Origin of the sequence: Ekhidna sp. (assembly GCF_965227465.1) — a bacterium.
In the GTDB taxonomy this organism is placed as follows: Bacteria; Bacteroidota; Bacteroidia; order Cytophagales; family Cyclobacteriaceae; genus Ekhidna.
The window spans coordinates 3920238-3934994 of record NZ_OZ245746.1 but is presented as its reverse complement, the minus strand read 5'-3'; the positions used below and the strand labels follow the sequence as shown (position 1 = coordinate 3934994).

10 protein-coding genes are annotated in these 14757 nt (G+C 41.2%); 7 read left to right on the top strand and 3 right to left on the bottom strand.

Annotation, left to right across the window (positions count from 1 at the left end; translation table 11 throughout):
• Window positions 1–14: 14 nt before the first annotated feature.
• Window positions 15–503, bottom strand: a complete 489-nt coding sequence (locus tag ACO05G_RS17320; RefSeq protein WP_421763875.1) for a DUF6702 family protein — start codon at window positions 501–503, stop codon at window positions 15–17.
• 103 nt (window positions 504–606) lie between these two features.
• Here ACO05G_RS17320 and ACO05G_RS17315 point away from each other — a divergent pair, with 103 nt between their 5' ends.
• The 5 genes from ACO05G_RS17315 to ACO05G_RS17295 all read left to right on the top strand — a co-directional run bounded on the left by ACO05G_RS17315 (window position 607) and on the right by ACO05G_RS17295 (window position 6131).
• Entirely contained in the window at window positions 607–1194 is a 588-nt protein-coding gene (locus tag ACO05G_RS17315) for a HupE/UreJ family protein (RefSeq protein ID WP_421763874.1), read from the top strand.
• Window positions 1195–1216: 22 nt separating this feature from the next.
• Window positions 1217–3457, top strand: a complete 2241-nt coding sequence (locus tag ACO05G_RS17310; protein WP_421763873.1) for a M1 family metallopeptidase — start codon at window positions 1217–1219, stop codon at window positions 3455–3457.
• A gap of 86 nt (window positions 3458–3543) precedes the next feature.
• Window positions 3544–4332 carry a hypothetical protein gene (locus ACO05G_RS17305; RefSeq protein WP_421763872.1) on the top strand — a complete coding sequence of 263 codons (789 nt, stop codon included), beginning with the start codon at window positions 3544–3546 and terminating at the stop codon, window positions 4330–4332.
• Window positions 4333–4427: 95 nt separating this feature from the next.
• Entirely contained in the window at window positions 4428–5825 is a 1398-nt protein-coding gene (locus tag ACO05G_RS17300) for a sensor histidine kinase (RefSeq protein ID WP_421763871.1), read from the top strand.
• Between the two features lie 24 nt (window positions 5826–5849).
• Window positions 5850–6131 carry a DUF427 domain-containing protein gene (locus ACO05G_RS17295; RefSeq protein WP_421763870.1) on the top strand — a complete coding sequence of 94 codons (282 nt, stop codon included), beginning with the start codon at window positions 5850–5852 and terminating at the stop codon, window positions 6129–6131.
• Here the strand turns inward: ACO05G_RS17295 and ACO05G_RS17290 are convergent.
• The gene (locus ACO05G_RS17290) at window positions 6128–7327 is read right to left on the bottom strand and encodes a DUF4105 domain-containing protein (RefSeq protein ID WP_421763869.1); all 1200 of its coding nucleotides are present in this window, start codon (window positions 7325–7327) and stop codon (window positions 6128–6130) included. The two genes, ACO05G_RS17295 and ACO05G_RS17290, sit on opposite strands and share 4 nt — an antisense overlap.
• Before the next feature lie 27 nt (window positions 7328–7354).
• Between ACO05G_RS17290 and ACO05G_RS17285 the strand changes: the two genes are divergently transcribed.
• Window positions 7355–8377: a radical SAM/SPASM domain-containing protein gene (locus ACO05G_RS17285; RefSeq protein ID WP_421763868.1), complete on the top strand. Its 1023-nt coding sequence runs from the start codon at window positions 7355–7357 to the stop codon at window positions 8375–8377.
• Window positions 8378–8410: 33 nt separating this feature from the next.
• Window positions 8411–10384, top strand: coding sequence for an alpha-ketoacid dehydrogenase subunit alpha/beta (locus ACO05G_RS17280; RefSeq protein ID WP_421763867.1), 1974 nt, complete (start codon window positions 8411–8413; stop codon window positions 10382–10384).
• A 3-nt stretch (window positions 10385–10387) separates the two neighbouring features.
• On the opposite strand, the gene ACO05G_RS17275 is transcribed toward ACO05G_RS17280, so the two are convergent.
• A complete protein-coding gene (locus tag ACO05G_RS17275; RefSeq protein WP_421763866.1) occupies window positions 10388–14755 on the bottom strand; it encodes an Ig-like domain-containing protein in 4368 nt (1455 codons plus the stop codon).
• Between the last annotated feature and the right edge of the window lie 2 nt (window positions 14756–14757).

The window sequence follows — 14757 nt, the reverse complement described above, 5'->3', positions numbered from 1 at the left end:
ACATTTTTCAATAACTAACTGCCCCATTCAAAAACCTCAGTATCCTCTCCCTTATATAGCCTCGCACTTTGAACATCATCAAAAGCGCGGAAGTGTACCAGGTTTTCCTGATCGTTCCAAACCTCATGAAGGATACTGTTCCAAACCTTTACTTGCTTTAGTTTCTTCACTTTTTCAATTTCGATGTAGCACCACATCACGTCCTCTTCTATCTCAGCTCCTACATAATTAAGCTCAAATTCCTTTCCTTTCTCGTCCCATAGTTTGAGCCTGTCAAGCACATATCTTTCAAGATTTTCATTGACAAAAACCCAGTTTTCTTTTTTGGTGATATCCAGCTTTTCATTTCCACTATATGCCTGCAATGCCAGCTCCAAATCATCCAGAAATATTCGCATACTGATCTGCAGTACCTTCTTGTCCTCCTTGTATTTTATGTCAGAGACGCTAACGTGAAATGGATGTACAAGTGCTTGAAAAGCGATAAGTGCCATTGTAATCATGCTTCAAATCTACGCAAATGGTATGCCTCAAATCAATACCGCTCATCAAATCATTTAAATGTTAAATCATGAGATCAGCCGCTTGATTTATATTCGCTACCCCATGAGTGAGTTTAGATTGTATTACGGGCTAGGATTTGACCACATTTTAGATGTAAATGGCTATGACCATATCCTTTTTGTGGTCGTGTTATGTGCGCTTTATCAGTCTACAGATTGGAAAAAAGTATTGATTTTAATCACCGCTTTTACGATTGGTCATTCAATCACCCTGGCACTTGCTACCATGCGTATTATTAAGATCAACGGCGACCTGATCGAATTTTTAATTCCTGTAACTATCCTCATTACAGCCATCTCTAATCTTTTCACCAAAGAAGACCGAATAGCAGAGGGTAAAATCTGGAGGAATTACGGATATGCCGGATTTTTTGGACTCATCCACGGATTGGGATTCTCCAATTATTTGAGAGCACTCCTGGGAACAGATAAAACGATTATTCTTCAGCTATTTGCCTTTAATATAGGATTAGAGGTAGGCCAAATAATAATCGTTGGATTTTTCATGGTGATTAGTTTCATTTTCGTTGGATTAGGGGGTGTGAGCAGAAAAGACTGGAAAATGATCATCTCATCGGCCGTTGGAGGCATAGCATTGATGCTCATGTTGGATACAAATTATTTGAACTAAGAATTATTAATTAAATCATACTATGAAGAACAGCATTCTATTGATTGTAGCTTTTTTATTCAGTACTGTGACAATGGCGCAGGATCGAAAACAAAAGGACACAGAGTGGGAACAAAAGTTTGAGCAGCTTGGTACCATGCTGCCAACGCCAAATGTTTACCGTACTGCTTCAGGCGCACCAGGTCACCAATACTGGCAGCAAAAAGCAGATTATAAAATGAAGATTGTCTTGGACGACAACAACCAAACAATCACAGGTACTGAAGACATTACCTACTACAACAACTCCCCCGATGATCTGGAGTACTTGTGGGTGCAGCTCGATCAAAATATGAGAGCAAGAGATTCAGACTCTCCGTTAATTGGGCGTAGTAGCATGAGAGATACACTCAGCGCTTTAGCAGTATTTCGACTTACAGGAGATAGCGACTATGACGGAGGTTTTAAAATCAAGTCAGTAAAAAGTGCAGGTAAAGACATGAGCTATATCATCAATAAAACGATGATGAGAATAGATCTTGAAACGCCATTGAAGTCAGGGCAAAACATGTCATTTAGCATAGATTGGATGTACAACATCAACAATCGCATGACAGATGGTGGAAGATCCGGACTTGAATACTTTGAGGATGAAGACAATTACCTGTATACAATTGCGCAGTTTTTCCCAAGAATGGCGGTGTACATCGACAATGAAGGCTGGCAGAATAAGCAGTTTTTAGGCAGTGGCGAGTTTGCACTGACTTTCGGAGATTATGAAGTTGATCTGACAGTTCCAGCTGATTTTATCGTAGGTGCGACGGGTATGCTTCAAAATCCAAATGAAGTATTGACCGAAGAGCAAATGGAGCGGTTTGAGCAAGCGAAAAAGTCGTACGACAAGCCGGTGATCATTGTGACCGAGAAAGAAGCTAAGAAAAACGAAAAAACAAAAGCTTCTGATACCAAGACCTGGAAATTCAAAGCTGAAAATGTAAGAGATTACGGTTTCTGCGCATCAAGAAAATTTATCTGGGATGCGATGGCTGTGAAACTTAGTGATGGAAACGAGCCATTGGCCATGTCTTATTATCCCAAAGAGGGAAATCCGCTGTGGGAAGAATGGTCAACTGCAGCTGTAGCACAAACACTGAAGACATACTCTAAATTCACTACAGAATATCCTTATCCGGTAGCAATATCTGTACACACAGCCTCTATAGGAATGGAGTACCCAATGATTTGCTTCAATTACGGCAGGCCAAATAAAGATGGTTCGTATTCTGATCGAACAAAGCACGGGATGATAGGTGTAATCATTCATGAAGTAGGACATAACTTTTTCCCTATGATCATCAATTCTGATGAGCGTCAGTGGACCTGGATGGATGAAGGGTTAAATACATTCGTTCAATACCTAACCGAACAGGAGCTGACTGATCAGCTGGGATATGAGTTCCCTTCCAGAAGAGGTCCAGCGCATAAGATTATTGACTACATGAGTGGTGAAAATGGATTGGTTCGTCCAATTATGACTAATTCCGAACAGATTCGACAGTTTGGAGCAAACGCTTATGCAAAACCAGCAACCGCACTCAATCTGCTTAGAACTACAGTAATGGGTCCTGAGCTTTTTGATAAAGCATTTAAAACCTATTCGGAACGATGGGCATTCAAACACCCTACACCCGCTGATCTTTTCCGGACAATGGAAGATGCGTCAGCAGTGGATTTGGATTGGTTTTGGAGAGGTTGGTTCTATGGAACAGATTATGTAGACGTTGATCTTAGCAATGTTAGGTGGTTCCAAATGCAAACTGAAGAAAATGGGCTTGAAACTCGTAACATCAAAGGTGCCGGCCAGGGGATCGACGGAAGTAACAGCAACAAGGATTTTGGAAGTGATCCACAAGCATTTGTGTTTGCGGAATCAAACAGGAAATACAGGGAGTTTAATCAATCGGTTGACAATGGTAAAATAAAGCAGGCGGCAGAAGGTAAAAACTTCTATGAGCTTACCTTGAAAAATCAGGGTGGACTGGTTACTCCTATTATCATTCAGTGGACGTACACAGATGGCTCTGTAGAGCTTGAAAAAATTCCTGCGGAAATCTGGAAAATCAATGAACAAGAAGTGAAGAAAGTGTTTATGAAGAATAAACAAGTTGCTAAAATTGTCATTGACCCGGATAAAATGACTGCTGATGCGTATACGGATAACAATGTATTCCCTCGAACCAATGATGGAGATCGATTCGAGCAGTTTAAGGAAGGAAAAGATTAATTAAAATACGCAACCAACCTAAACTAAAGGGAGACCACTTCGGTCTCCTTTTTTTTTTAATATCTTTATCATTAAACCTCTAAGCTATGAAGAATTTAATACTGTCGTTAACCGTGATTGTTTTGCTCAGCTCTTGTGCAACTGGCTCCAGCTCTGGTGAAGCTGTGGACTCGACGGCTGTTGAGTCAGAATTCATTGAATACAACAATCCACCGGCAGAGGGATTCAACCAGGAAGGCTCTGACTTGCTGGCCACACTACTCGCTGATAAGTCCATGTTGGCCATGGGAGGAAGGGAAGCATGGGATCAGACACGATACATCAAGTGGACCTTCTTTGGTCGTAGAGACCATACTTGGGACAAGTGGACCGGAGATGTTCGCATCGAATCTCCAGGAGATGACTTAACCATAATTATGAACATCAATACAAAAGAAGGGAAAGCCATGAAAGGGGGAGAAGAAGTAACCGACTCGCTAACCTACTATCTACAAGCGGGGTATGAGATGTGGGTCAATGATAGCTACTGGTTAGTCATGCCATTTAAACTGAAAGATTCAGGCGTAACCCTGAAATATTTGAGAGAGGATACCACACAAACAGGTCAAAGAGCCGATGTGGTTAGTCTGTCTTTTGAAGATGTGGGTGTGACTCCACAAAACGTTTATGAAGTTTGGATAGATACTGACTCTAAGTTGGTAACCCAGTGGGCATACTTTCCGGATTCCACAACACTTGAACCACGGTTTATTACACCATGGACAGACTATAACAAATATGGAGAAATCCTTCTTTCAGGGAACAGGGGCAGAAACAGTCTCTCGAATATTGAAGTACTATCAGAGGTCCCGGAAGGAACGTTTACCGATTTTTAAACTATTTAACTCATTCTTACCCTGAATTAAAGAGCATTCGACGATTACCTGTGTCTAAATTTTCTCCTTATCAAGTTTTGGATTTACTTCCTTAGATGTTTCCGGAATCTGTTAAAATAGTCTTCACTCAGTACCTGACCCAGGCAATACTTGCTTTGGTGATCATGCTAATTTTGCGAAAGTTTTTTCGTCGATACAGAAATGACTTTTACCTATTTTGGAGTTGGAGTTGGTTGGCATTAACCATTAACATGTTCGGTTCATGTGCTTCATTAGCAAATGCTTTTATCCTCCCCTTAGAGCACCCACTCAGATTAATTGTTTCAGCAATAACTGTTTCAGCAAGCTTTCTTCAAATCCTATGGCTGTATTCCGGTACGCTGGAAATTGCACGTACCAAAAAAATGAATCGAAAGCTGATCAAAAACATTTCAGCTGTTATAATCCCAATATCCATACTTCTTGTTTTTCTAAACTATCAGGATCCTGATGCGGGGACTTATCGTATCCTATACCGCGTTGGGATACGCTCACTTATTGGAGGAATTACGTTTATAGTTTGTGCTTTTTTGCTTTGGAGAATCAGTCAAACAGGAATAGGCGTTCGGTTTATAATTTTTTCATTCTTAGGCTATGGTCTCCTCCAATTCAATTATTTCTTGGAAGTTTTACTTGAGGTAAATAATGTCAATTACCCGCTGGAGGTTCCCTACTTCATGGGCGCACTAGATATATTTCTGCAAGCAGTCATGGGCTTAGGCATGATCATTAGTGTGCTTGAGATAGAACAGCATAACCTAAAAAAGGCAAATAATGAGTTAGATACGTTCCTCTACAGGTCATCGCATGATTTGAGAGCTCCGCTTACAACTATCTCAGGAATTGTGTCTGCAATTAGGCTCACAGAGGATGCAAACAAAAAAGAAGAATTTCTGGAAGCAATTCAAAGTCGATTGGAGCAAGCTGATAATGTGATTAGGGATATTATAACCCTTCGGAAAGGCCAAAAAATGGACTTACAAATTACTGAGGTAGATATTCTAAAAGAGATAATTACCGAATATGATTCATTGACAGATCCAAATGCACCGCATCCTAAACTACTAACTGAAAAGGTTGGCAAAACCATCATTCATACAGACACTGCACGACTGCATACTGTTCTCACAAATATTTTTTCCAACTCAATCAAGTATCATAACTACAATCAAGAGAATCCTTATGTGGCCGTCGATTTAAACAAGGTAGAAGATGGGATAAGTATCGTAATCCGAGACAATGGTCCTGGAATTGATGAAAGGCATCTTCCAAAAATCTTTGATATGTTTTACCGCGCTTCTAAATCCTCTAATGGTACTGGATTAGGCCTGTACTTAGTAAAAGACGCCCTCTCGCATTTAGGAGGTAAAATCAAGGTAAAGTCAGAAAAGGGAATAGGAACGACATTCAGTATTCATTTGAAGGATCACGGACCTAACAATTCGGAGATTTAATCGATTATTGTACAAAGAATAATTATGAAAGCAATTTGGAATGGCGAAGTAATCGCAGAAAGTGTAGATACAGTCGTAGTTGAAGGAAATCATTACTTTCCTCAATCATCAATCAAAAAAGAATATTTCAAGCAAACAGACACCCATTCTGTTTGCCCATGGAAGGGAACCGCTAGTTATTACTCAGTAGAAGTAAATGGGGAGGAGAATAAAGATGCGGCCTGGTACTATCCGGAAACAAGTGAGCTAGCCAAAAATATCAAAGGCCATGTAGCCTTTTGGAAAGGAGTGAAAGTAGAGAACTAACTTTTCTTCTTAACCGTAAGCTTGGTAGCATTTCCTCTCAAATCATACCCTATATAAAAACTTCTCAGAACCATCGTTAATACCAAAGGAACGAGGGATTGATGCAATGGTTGAGGTAAGAGCATCCAGATAATCAACAGCAAACAGTACCAATAGGCTGTAATCTTAAAATAGCGCCTGAAGAATTTTCTATATTTCTCTTTTGCGATAAAAAACGCCAAAGGGAAGTGAAAAGGTATCGCCCAAAGAATGTTGAGGTTATACTTAGAAAGATGCTCAGTCCCAAACCATAAGAAGACTACCCACCAGCCAGCAAACCCAACGATTGAAAACAAAAGTGTATCTACCCATTTTGTTCGTTTTCCAGACTTTAGATTTCGATGAGTGATAAGGCCAACGATGAAAAAAAGCATTACGAATACGTTGAAAGGGGTAAGCAATCCATTATCGAACAACTCCTCTTCAGGTGTAAAGCTCTTTACCTCTCGCTCCACTAATGGAGAGGTTCTACCGTCTCTTTCGATCGTTGCTCCAGCAAACGCCTTATGAACATAGTCCGGTAGAAACATGTATTGATAGGCTGGAGCCTCCTCATCTATCTGCATCCCCAAACCCAAATCAATGGCAAAGTCTCCCCAGGGTTGATAATCCAAATAATCATCCATCAGGTCTCTGATGGTCTTACCCTCTTCTTTATAGCTTGAATCAAACCTTATTCTGCCAACAAAAAGCTCCTCTGGGATATCTCTTATTTTGGTAGCACAGTTGTCATACACATAATTGTAGAGATACTCCGCATTCTCAGGTTTTACATTATTTTGAAGAAAATCAAAAAATACCTGTTTTTCCTCCAAAGTCAGGTTCAGATACTGCTCTTTGATAAATCGATTCTGACTTTTATAAAATCGATATACCCGGTCATACTTTGTGACTCCAACCCTATACTTTAATAGCCCTTGTGCAAAATTCAAAAAGAAGTTTTCCTGCTCAAAATCATACAAGCCATAGTTGTAAAACCAATCAATACGGCTTTTGGGATCAGTAATTCGAATGCCACTGTGTCCGAAAGCAGACCATACCTCCCCTTGATAGGGTCCTACGGTAATTATTGCTATCTCTGCCTCTTCTGATAATTTAAATTGGGCACTTACCAGCGTTGAAAATGAAATAAGGAAGCTCAGAAATACGAATCTCATGATTCTAGTGTTTACTTTGTTTATCTAATGTTGATCAATCTGCACGATAGCATCTCGCTGGCATCAAAACTAACGCCAAAAAGAATATCCAACGCCTGGAGGGTTTGGAGAAGCTATCACTACTCAAAAAAAAGAGGTAAGTCTACTATTGTCGGATTACCAATTAGCATGGCGATTGAACCTACTACCGCCTGCAACCTCAGATGTCCCGAATGCCCGAGTGGTTTGAGGTCATTTACCCGCCCAACTGGAAAGCTTGATGTTGGTCTGTTTGAGAAGATTATGCGAGAGGTAAGCGATAACCTCCTCTATCTCACCTTTTATTTCCAGGGAGAGCCTTACCTAAACCCTCAGTTTCTAGATATGGTCAATATCGCCTCAGGATACAAGGTTTACACTACCACTTCTACCAACGCTCATTTTCTAGATGAAGAAAATGCTCGAAAAACCGTAGAGTCCGGATTGAATAGGTTAATCATTTCCATTGACGGTGCATCACAGGAAACTTATGAATCTTATAGAAAAGAAGGGGATCTCACCAAAGTACTTGAAGGAACTAAAAACATTCTGAAGTGGAGAAAAAAACTGAAGTCAAAATCTCCTAAAATCGTATGGCAATTTTTGGTAGTACAACCTAACGAGCATGAAATTCCAAAAATCAAACGACTAGCCAAAGAATATGGAGTTGATAAAGTTGCATTCAAAACTGCCCAGATTTACGACTATCATAATGGAAGTGAGCTTATTCCCACCATCGACAAATATTCGAGATATCGCCGGAACGGAGATGGAACATATTCCATAAAGAATCAACTAGACAATAAGTGCTGGAAGATGTGGCAATCATGTGTAATCACCTGGGATGGGCAAGTAATTCCTTGTTGTTTTGATAAGGATGCCTCTCATAGCATGGGCAATGTTGCGGATGAAAGTTTTAATAAAATATGGTCCTCCAGTTCTTATCAAAACTTTAGGAATGCGCTTTTGCATTCCCGGTCTGAAATAGAAATTTGTAAAAACTGCACAGAAGGACTGAAGGTTTGGGCATGATGCACTTATTTCGCATCTAGATTCTACACTACAATGAAATTCGACCGAAAAGACCGAACTGACGAGGAACTTCTTGCGATACATGAAGCCCTAGTAACTCCACGATTGATTGAAGAAAAAATGTTGATCCTGCTCCGGCAGGGTAAAATCAGCAAGTGGTTTTCCGGAATCGGTCAGGAGGCGATCTCTGTGGGTGCAGCGCTGGCACTAGAAAAGGAAGAGTACATCCTGCCTATGCATAGAAACCTGGGTGTGTTTACCACTCGAGGTGTCCCTTTTGAGAGACTTTTCTCCCAGTTCCAGGGTAAGCTTAATGGTTTCACAAAGGGGCGTGACCGAAGCTTCCATTTCGGAACCCAGGACTACAATATTGTGGGAATGATCTCTCATCTCGGCCCACAACTTGGTATTGCTGATGGAATCGCCCTTTCTCATCTTCTGAAAAAAGAAGAAAAGGTCAGCCTGGTATTTACAGGTGATGGAGGTACGAGTGAAGGAGATTTTCATGAAGCAGTTAATGTGGCTTCTGTCTGGAAATTACCTGTGGTTTTTGTTATTGAAAACAATGGATATGGACTCTCCACTCCAAGTCGGGAACAATTCAATTTTGACTCATTTGTAGTCAAAGGTCCTGCTTACGGCATGGAAGCCTATAGCGTAGAGGGCAACTCCATCTTAGAAGTGCTTAATGAACTGGAACCATTAGTAGAGGATTTAAGAAAAAATCCAAGACCCATCATTTTTGAGGCAAAAACCTTCCGAATGAGAGGGCATGAGGAAGCCTCTGGCACCAAATACGTTCCAAAGGAGCTGATGGAAAAATGGGCAAAAAAAGATCCTGTCAAAGCATTTGAAAGCTATTTGATAAAAGAAAAGGTTGCCTCCAATGACGAAATCTCAGAGATACGAAAAGGCATACAAAAAGAAATAGGTGATGCAGTAAAGGAAGCATTTGCCGAAGAAACCATTGCAGCAAATACTGAGGCTGAATTATCCAATGTCTATTTTCCTTACAACCAAGAAATTGTTGCTCCAAAAGGAAAGGAAAGCGAAAAACGTTTTGTCGATGCAATATCCGATGGATTAAAGCAATCCCTTGAAAAGCATGATGAACTGGTTGTGATGGGACAAGATATCGCCGATTATGGTGGTGTTTTTAAAATCACCGAAGGGTTCATGGAGCAATTCGGCAAAGAACGCATTCGTAATACTCCATTGTGTGAAGCAGCGATCGTAGGGACAGCACTTGGCTTAAGTATAGCCGGAATGAAAGCAGTAGTCGAAATGCAGTTTGCTGATTTTGTGACAGAGGGGTTCAACCAGATTGTAAATAACCTCGCTAAGATCCACTATCGATGGGGGCAAAATGCAGATGTAGTGGTGCGGATGCCAACAGGCGCTGGTGTAGGAGCCGGACCTTTCCACTCGCAATCCAATGAAGCCTGGTTTTTTCATACTCCGGGATTGAAAATTGTTTATCCTTCAAATCCACATGATGCCAAAGGGCTGCTGGCAGCTGCGATAGCTGATCCAAACCCCTATCTATATTTTGAGCATAAAGCGCTTTATCGATCTTTATCTGGTCATGTGCCGGATGCCTATTATACGACAGAGGTAGGCAAGGCTGTAGTAAACAAAGAAGGAACTAACGCATCTATAATCACTTATGGCATGGGCGTACACTGGGCCAATCAATTAGCTGATTCATTGAATGCTTCTATTGAAATAATTGATCTAAGAACGCTGCTTCCATGGGACAAAGAAGCGGTCCGTGAATCTGTCCAAAAAACCGGAAGAGTCATTGTCCTTCACGAAGATTGCCTTACTGGAGGAATAGGTGCAGAAATATCCGCATGGATATCAGAACATTGGTTTGAATCACTGGATGCCCCTGTAATGAGGGAGGCCAGCCTGGACACACCCGTTCCTTTTGCGGCAGACCTTGAGCGAAATTTTCTGGCAAATTCCAGATTAGAAGAGAAAGTCAAAAAGTTGTTATCCTATTAGAATTTACCGTTTTACAATTATTCTGTAGGTAACAACACTTCCGTTTCTATCTGTTTCATCAAAAATGTGAAGCAGGTAAATGCCTTCGGAAAAATCGGAAATATCGATTTCTTTCTCTCCGTCAAATCCGTTTTCAAATTTGGTCGTCCAATAAGTATTACCGGTAAGATCGACTAATTGTGCAGAAACACTTGAAGATTTTAAGTGCCTGTACTTGACTCTTACTAACTCACTTGCTGGATTTGGATAAACCTCCAGGTCTTTGAAGTATGTCAAAATAAGTCCCAGAACACGATCAATAGTCACTTCAATACCATCCTCATCGACGAAAGCCTCGAGTTTAAACTCCGTATCACTAATGCCTTCCTCGCCGACTATAAATTCCACGGTAGATGATTCATCCAATGGAATTCCCGGATACTCCACAAAGAAACGGTAAGTGCCTTCCGGAAGGAAGCCAAATTTAAATTCTCCATTTTCATCAGTTTCTCCGTAAGCTATTAATTCAAACTCATCATCATCTTGCCCGGTTCTTCCTCCTGATCGTTTCCTTCTTAGTCCGCACTTTCTTTTGGCTGCTCTTCTTCTGGCATCTATTCTGCTTCCTGGTTCAGGAAAATCTTCCTCTATAAGAACATCCAACACACCGGGCCCTTCTGTAGCTCCTGGGACTGAGGTCATTATTACCTGAACGGTTACCGCTTCTCTGAATAGCAATGTATCAGCAAAAGTCCATTCAAATGCATCTCCAAAATAGGTAGGGATAAATAAGTCTTTATTGCTTGGGTCAATACCGCATAAATAATCACCAAGCACTACATCTGGAAATGTAAATGTGCTTGCGGCATCTACTACCAATTCAAGTGTGTCAAACCCTTGTTGCCTTCTCACTGCTTCGAGTAAGTATCCTGATACAGGGTCTGTAAGTAATACATCACTTTCGTCTGTAATTGTCATAGATAAATCAGCAATAGCTAATACCGTCTGTGGAAGTACTTGCAATGTTAAATCCGGGAGTTGAGCGTTTGTTACTTCACCATTAAACTCTCCCATGTTATCGAAATCAATTGCGACAATGGTAAATGTTGAATCCACAATATTGAAACCCGCCCCTTGCGCAATGGCATTAGCGTTTCTGAAAAATGTGTAAGTGTTCGTAGATCCTCCGGTAGTTACTGTTAAAGATGTATCGGATAAATGTGGATGTTTTATTGGATCACCACCCGTGTCTTCATCAAAAAATAAGTCTGCCTGAGGTGCATAAGTCAGCGTGGCTATTCCAACCAATGGTTCCAAATCGTCAAATTCTAACTCATTTGTTGAAACGTCTAGATCGGAAATAGCTGTCCCACTAAAATCCATTAGACTTTGAATTTGATTGTTATGCAAATTCATCAAAGTCATGGCACCTAGCCCCCCAACTGCATCCCCGGTAAAAGGATTAGGCATTTGACCTGACGCTCCTTGTCCATTAATATCAACCTGATCTACGCGTGTTTTGGTGCCATCAAGCGTTACACCATCCCAATCTCTTAATCGGGCAGTTTCCCAATTAACAGGCGTACTCCAGTTCGGCCCGTCCAATGCAGTATACATCTGTACCAATGCAGTAGAATCGGAAATTGTAACAGAGTCTACTCCTGTCTTTAGTGCAATAACATTTGAATTGGCTTCTAGAACACTTGACGTGTTTCGAACACGAACTCTGTAGTAGTAATTCGTAGAAAAGTCAAGGTCACTTACAGTCACAATATTGCTATTCGTAACAAGGCTATCATAGCCAGAAACAAAAGAAGAAAAATCACTTGCTGTAGATACATCCAGCTCATAATTCAACAAGTCTGCTGCAGGGCTCCAACTTGCAATAAATGAAGTGGAAGTGACTCCTGTTGCTGGAAAAGCCTCAAATGATCCTCCTCCTACAATCAATTCATTTGTCGTTGCGTCCATTCCCACATTACCTGCAGAATCCACTGCTGTTACCATGATGTCGTAAATACCATTCTGCAATGGTGGCGTTATCACGCCCGCACTCAGCAACCAAATCCCTCCCACAACAGAGGTTGCTGGATAGGTAGATCCATCTACTGTAATTGAAACTGCAGTAGTGTCCTCACTCACCGTTCCGCTTAATGGCGGGCTAGATAAGGGTGTTGATAGATCATCAACCGTTACGATTGGATCAGTAACATCATATTGAATAACAAAATTTGTTGATGCCAGGGTTGCCAATGTATCAGCTATAGTAAACGCCGCGCTATCCGGGATACTGACATTTATATTTCCTTCTACGGAAAGATCAATAATGGCACTATATGTGGAATCGTCTATTGTGGTGAATGAAAGCGGTTGAATAGCTCCCCCTGCTGAGACGGAGATATCTGTTTCATCAAAGGCAAATACCGCTTCTCCAAAATCTATATCAATTCCTATTGAAGCCGAATTAGTTGGGAGGCTTTCTATACTTGATATTATTGGAGCTGAAGGAACAGGATAACTAACCGTTAATTCATTTACAGAGACGTCTACCCCAATATTACCAGCAGAGTCGGTAGCTGTAACAATTACATCATAAATACCATTTGCTAATGGTGTGAGTACCCCAGCATTCAAATTCCATATACCTCCAGATACAGAAGATGCTACAACTGTTTCTCCGTTTACCGTGATTTCAATTGCTGTGGAATCATTATCTACCGTCCCACTTAAAGCAGGACTTGGATCAGATGTTGTAAGTGAATCTACGGTAACTACAGGTGGAGTTATGTCAAAGACAATCTCAAAAGTTTCAGCTGGTGGCGTAGGAGAGCTGTCATCAATGGCGAAGGCCGCACTGTCAGCTATATCTACGGTGATAGTACCCTCAATTGACAAATCAAGTGTAAGTGTATATGTAGAGTCATTAACTGTGGTAAATGACAATGGCTGCACAGCGCCTCCAGCAGACACTTCTATATCTGTTTCATCAAAAGATCCAACAGCCTCTTCAAAAGTTACCGTTAAGTCAATTGCTGCAAGGTTGGTGGGTGAGGATTGAGTACTAGACAATATCGGCGGACCTACATTCACTATTTCAATAGCTCTTGATTCTGTCAATCCCCAATTTCCATCTTGGTTTTTGGCTCTTACATTGACGGTATTAGAACCAAGTGCCAATGTATCTGTAGATAAGACAATTTCTTCCATTATGGAAAGCCCCGGAGTTCCCACTACTATATTAGTTGCATTCCCAACACCCGGGTCGTTCCTAAAGAAATACTCTAGTTCGATAATATTGCTTAACAACTGACTCTGGTCCACATAAACCAATCGTGTTTCAGTCGTCCCCCAGGAACCTCCTTCTGCCCTTGCACGCATGCCGAGCACGTGAAATCCAACTGATAGCCCACTGGAATTCAATGAATCCATAAGCGTAACGGAATTAGCTGCTGTGAATGAAGGTAGTAATGTAGCAGCACCCACACCAGGATCAGCATCAAAGAAGTATTCAATTTGATCTACATTTACGACCCCTTGTGTTTTATCAACAAAAATCAACCGCGTTTCTGTGGTTCCCCAGGCCCCTCCTTCAGACCTTGCCCTCATACCCAGTGTATGGAATCCAAACGAAAGCGTGTCTGTATTTAGTGACTCTACAATAGACACACTGTTTGTTGCAGTAAATGAAGTAACCTGCGAAGCGCTCCCAACCCCAGGATCTGCGTCAAAGAAATATTCAATTTGATCTACATTTATGATGCCGCCAGCATCAGATTTATCTACAAAAATCAAGCGCGTTTCGGTAGTTCCCCAGGCCCCTCCAACTGCTCTTGCTCGCATGCCTAGTAGGTGAAACCCGAACGATAAAGTATCTGAATTGAGTGATTCAGCAATTGTTATGCTGTTGCCAGCAGTAAAAGCCGTAACCTGAGAAGCACTTCCAACTCCCGGATCTACGTCAAAGAAATACTCGATCTGATCCACATTTACGATTGTTCCTGCATCCGACTGATCAACAAACACCAATCGGGTCTCTGTCATTCCCCATTGCCCTGCGGAGCGCAAGGCTGGATCGATGTACAAATAAGGTTCTATTATTTGAGAGCCGGTATCTAGAACATTATATTCAGGGCTGAAAGGAACATTTCGCGCTCTAACACCCAATGTGTGGAATCCAGTTGTCAAACCTGAAGTAGAGAGTAACTCGGTAAGTGTTACAATGGAGTCTGAAGGTGTAATTGTTATTGCAGTGGCGCTTCCAAACCCCGGATCTACATCAAAGAAATATTCCATGTCGAATATCTCCAATGTATCTTGGGCGTAAATCATGTGTGATGCAATCAGCATCCCACTTGCTAAAAGTAGCTTCGTAAGGTAATTAGACCATCTCATCA

Bases quoted from the DNA above. Each gene is read 5' to 3' on its own strand.
- ACO05G_RS17305 (WP_421763872.1), top strand. From the start codon at position 3,544: ATGAAGAATTTAATACTGTCGTTAACCGTGATTGTTTTGCTCAGCTCT.
- ACO05G_RS17310 (WP_421763873.1), top strand. From the start codon at position 1,217: ATGAAGAACAGCATTCTATTGATTGTAGCTTTTTTATTCAGTACTGTG.
- ACO05G_RS17315 (WP_421763874.1), top strand. From the start codon at position 607: ATGAGTGAGTTTAGATTGTATTACGGGCTAGGATTTGACCACATTTTA.
- ACO05G_RS17285 (WP_421763868.1), top strand. From the start codon at position 7,355: ATGTTGATCAATCTGCACGATAGCATCTCGCTGGCATCAAAACTAACG.
- ACO05G_RS17300 (WP_421763871.1), top strand. From the start codon at position 4,428: ATGTTTCCGGAATCTGTTAAAATAGTCTTCACTCAGTACCTGACCCAG.
- ACO05G_RS17320 (WP_421763875.1), bottom strand. From the start codon at position 503: ATGATTACAATGGCACTTATCGCTTTTCAAGCACTTGTACATCCATTT.
- ACO05G_RS17290 (WP_421763869.1), bottom strand. From the start codon at position 7,327: ATGAGATTCGTATTTCTGAGCTTCCTTATTTCATTTTCAACGCTGGTA.
- ACO05G_RS17295 (WP_421763870.1), top strand. From the start codon at position 5,850: ATGAAAGCAATTTGGAATGGCGAAGTAATCGCAGAAAGTGTAGATACA.
- ACO05G_RS17275 (WP_421763866.1), bottom strand. From the start codon at position 14,755: ATGAGATGGTCTAATTACCTTACGAAGCTACTTTTAGCAAGTGGGATG.
- ACO05G_RS17280 (WP_421763867.1), top strand. From the start codon at position 8,411: ATGAAATTCGACCGAAAAGACCGAACTGACGAGGAACTTCTTGCGATA.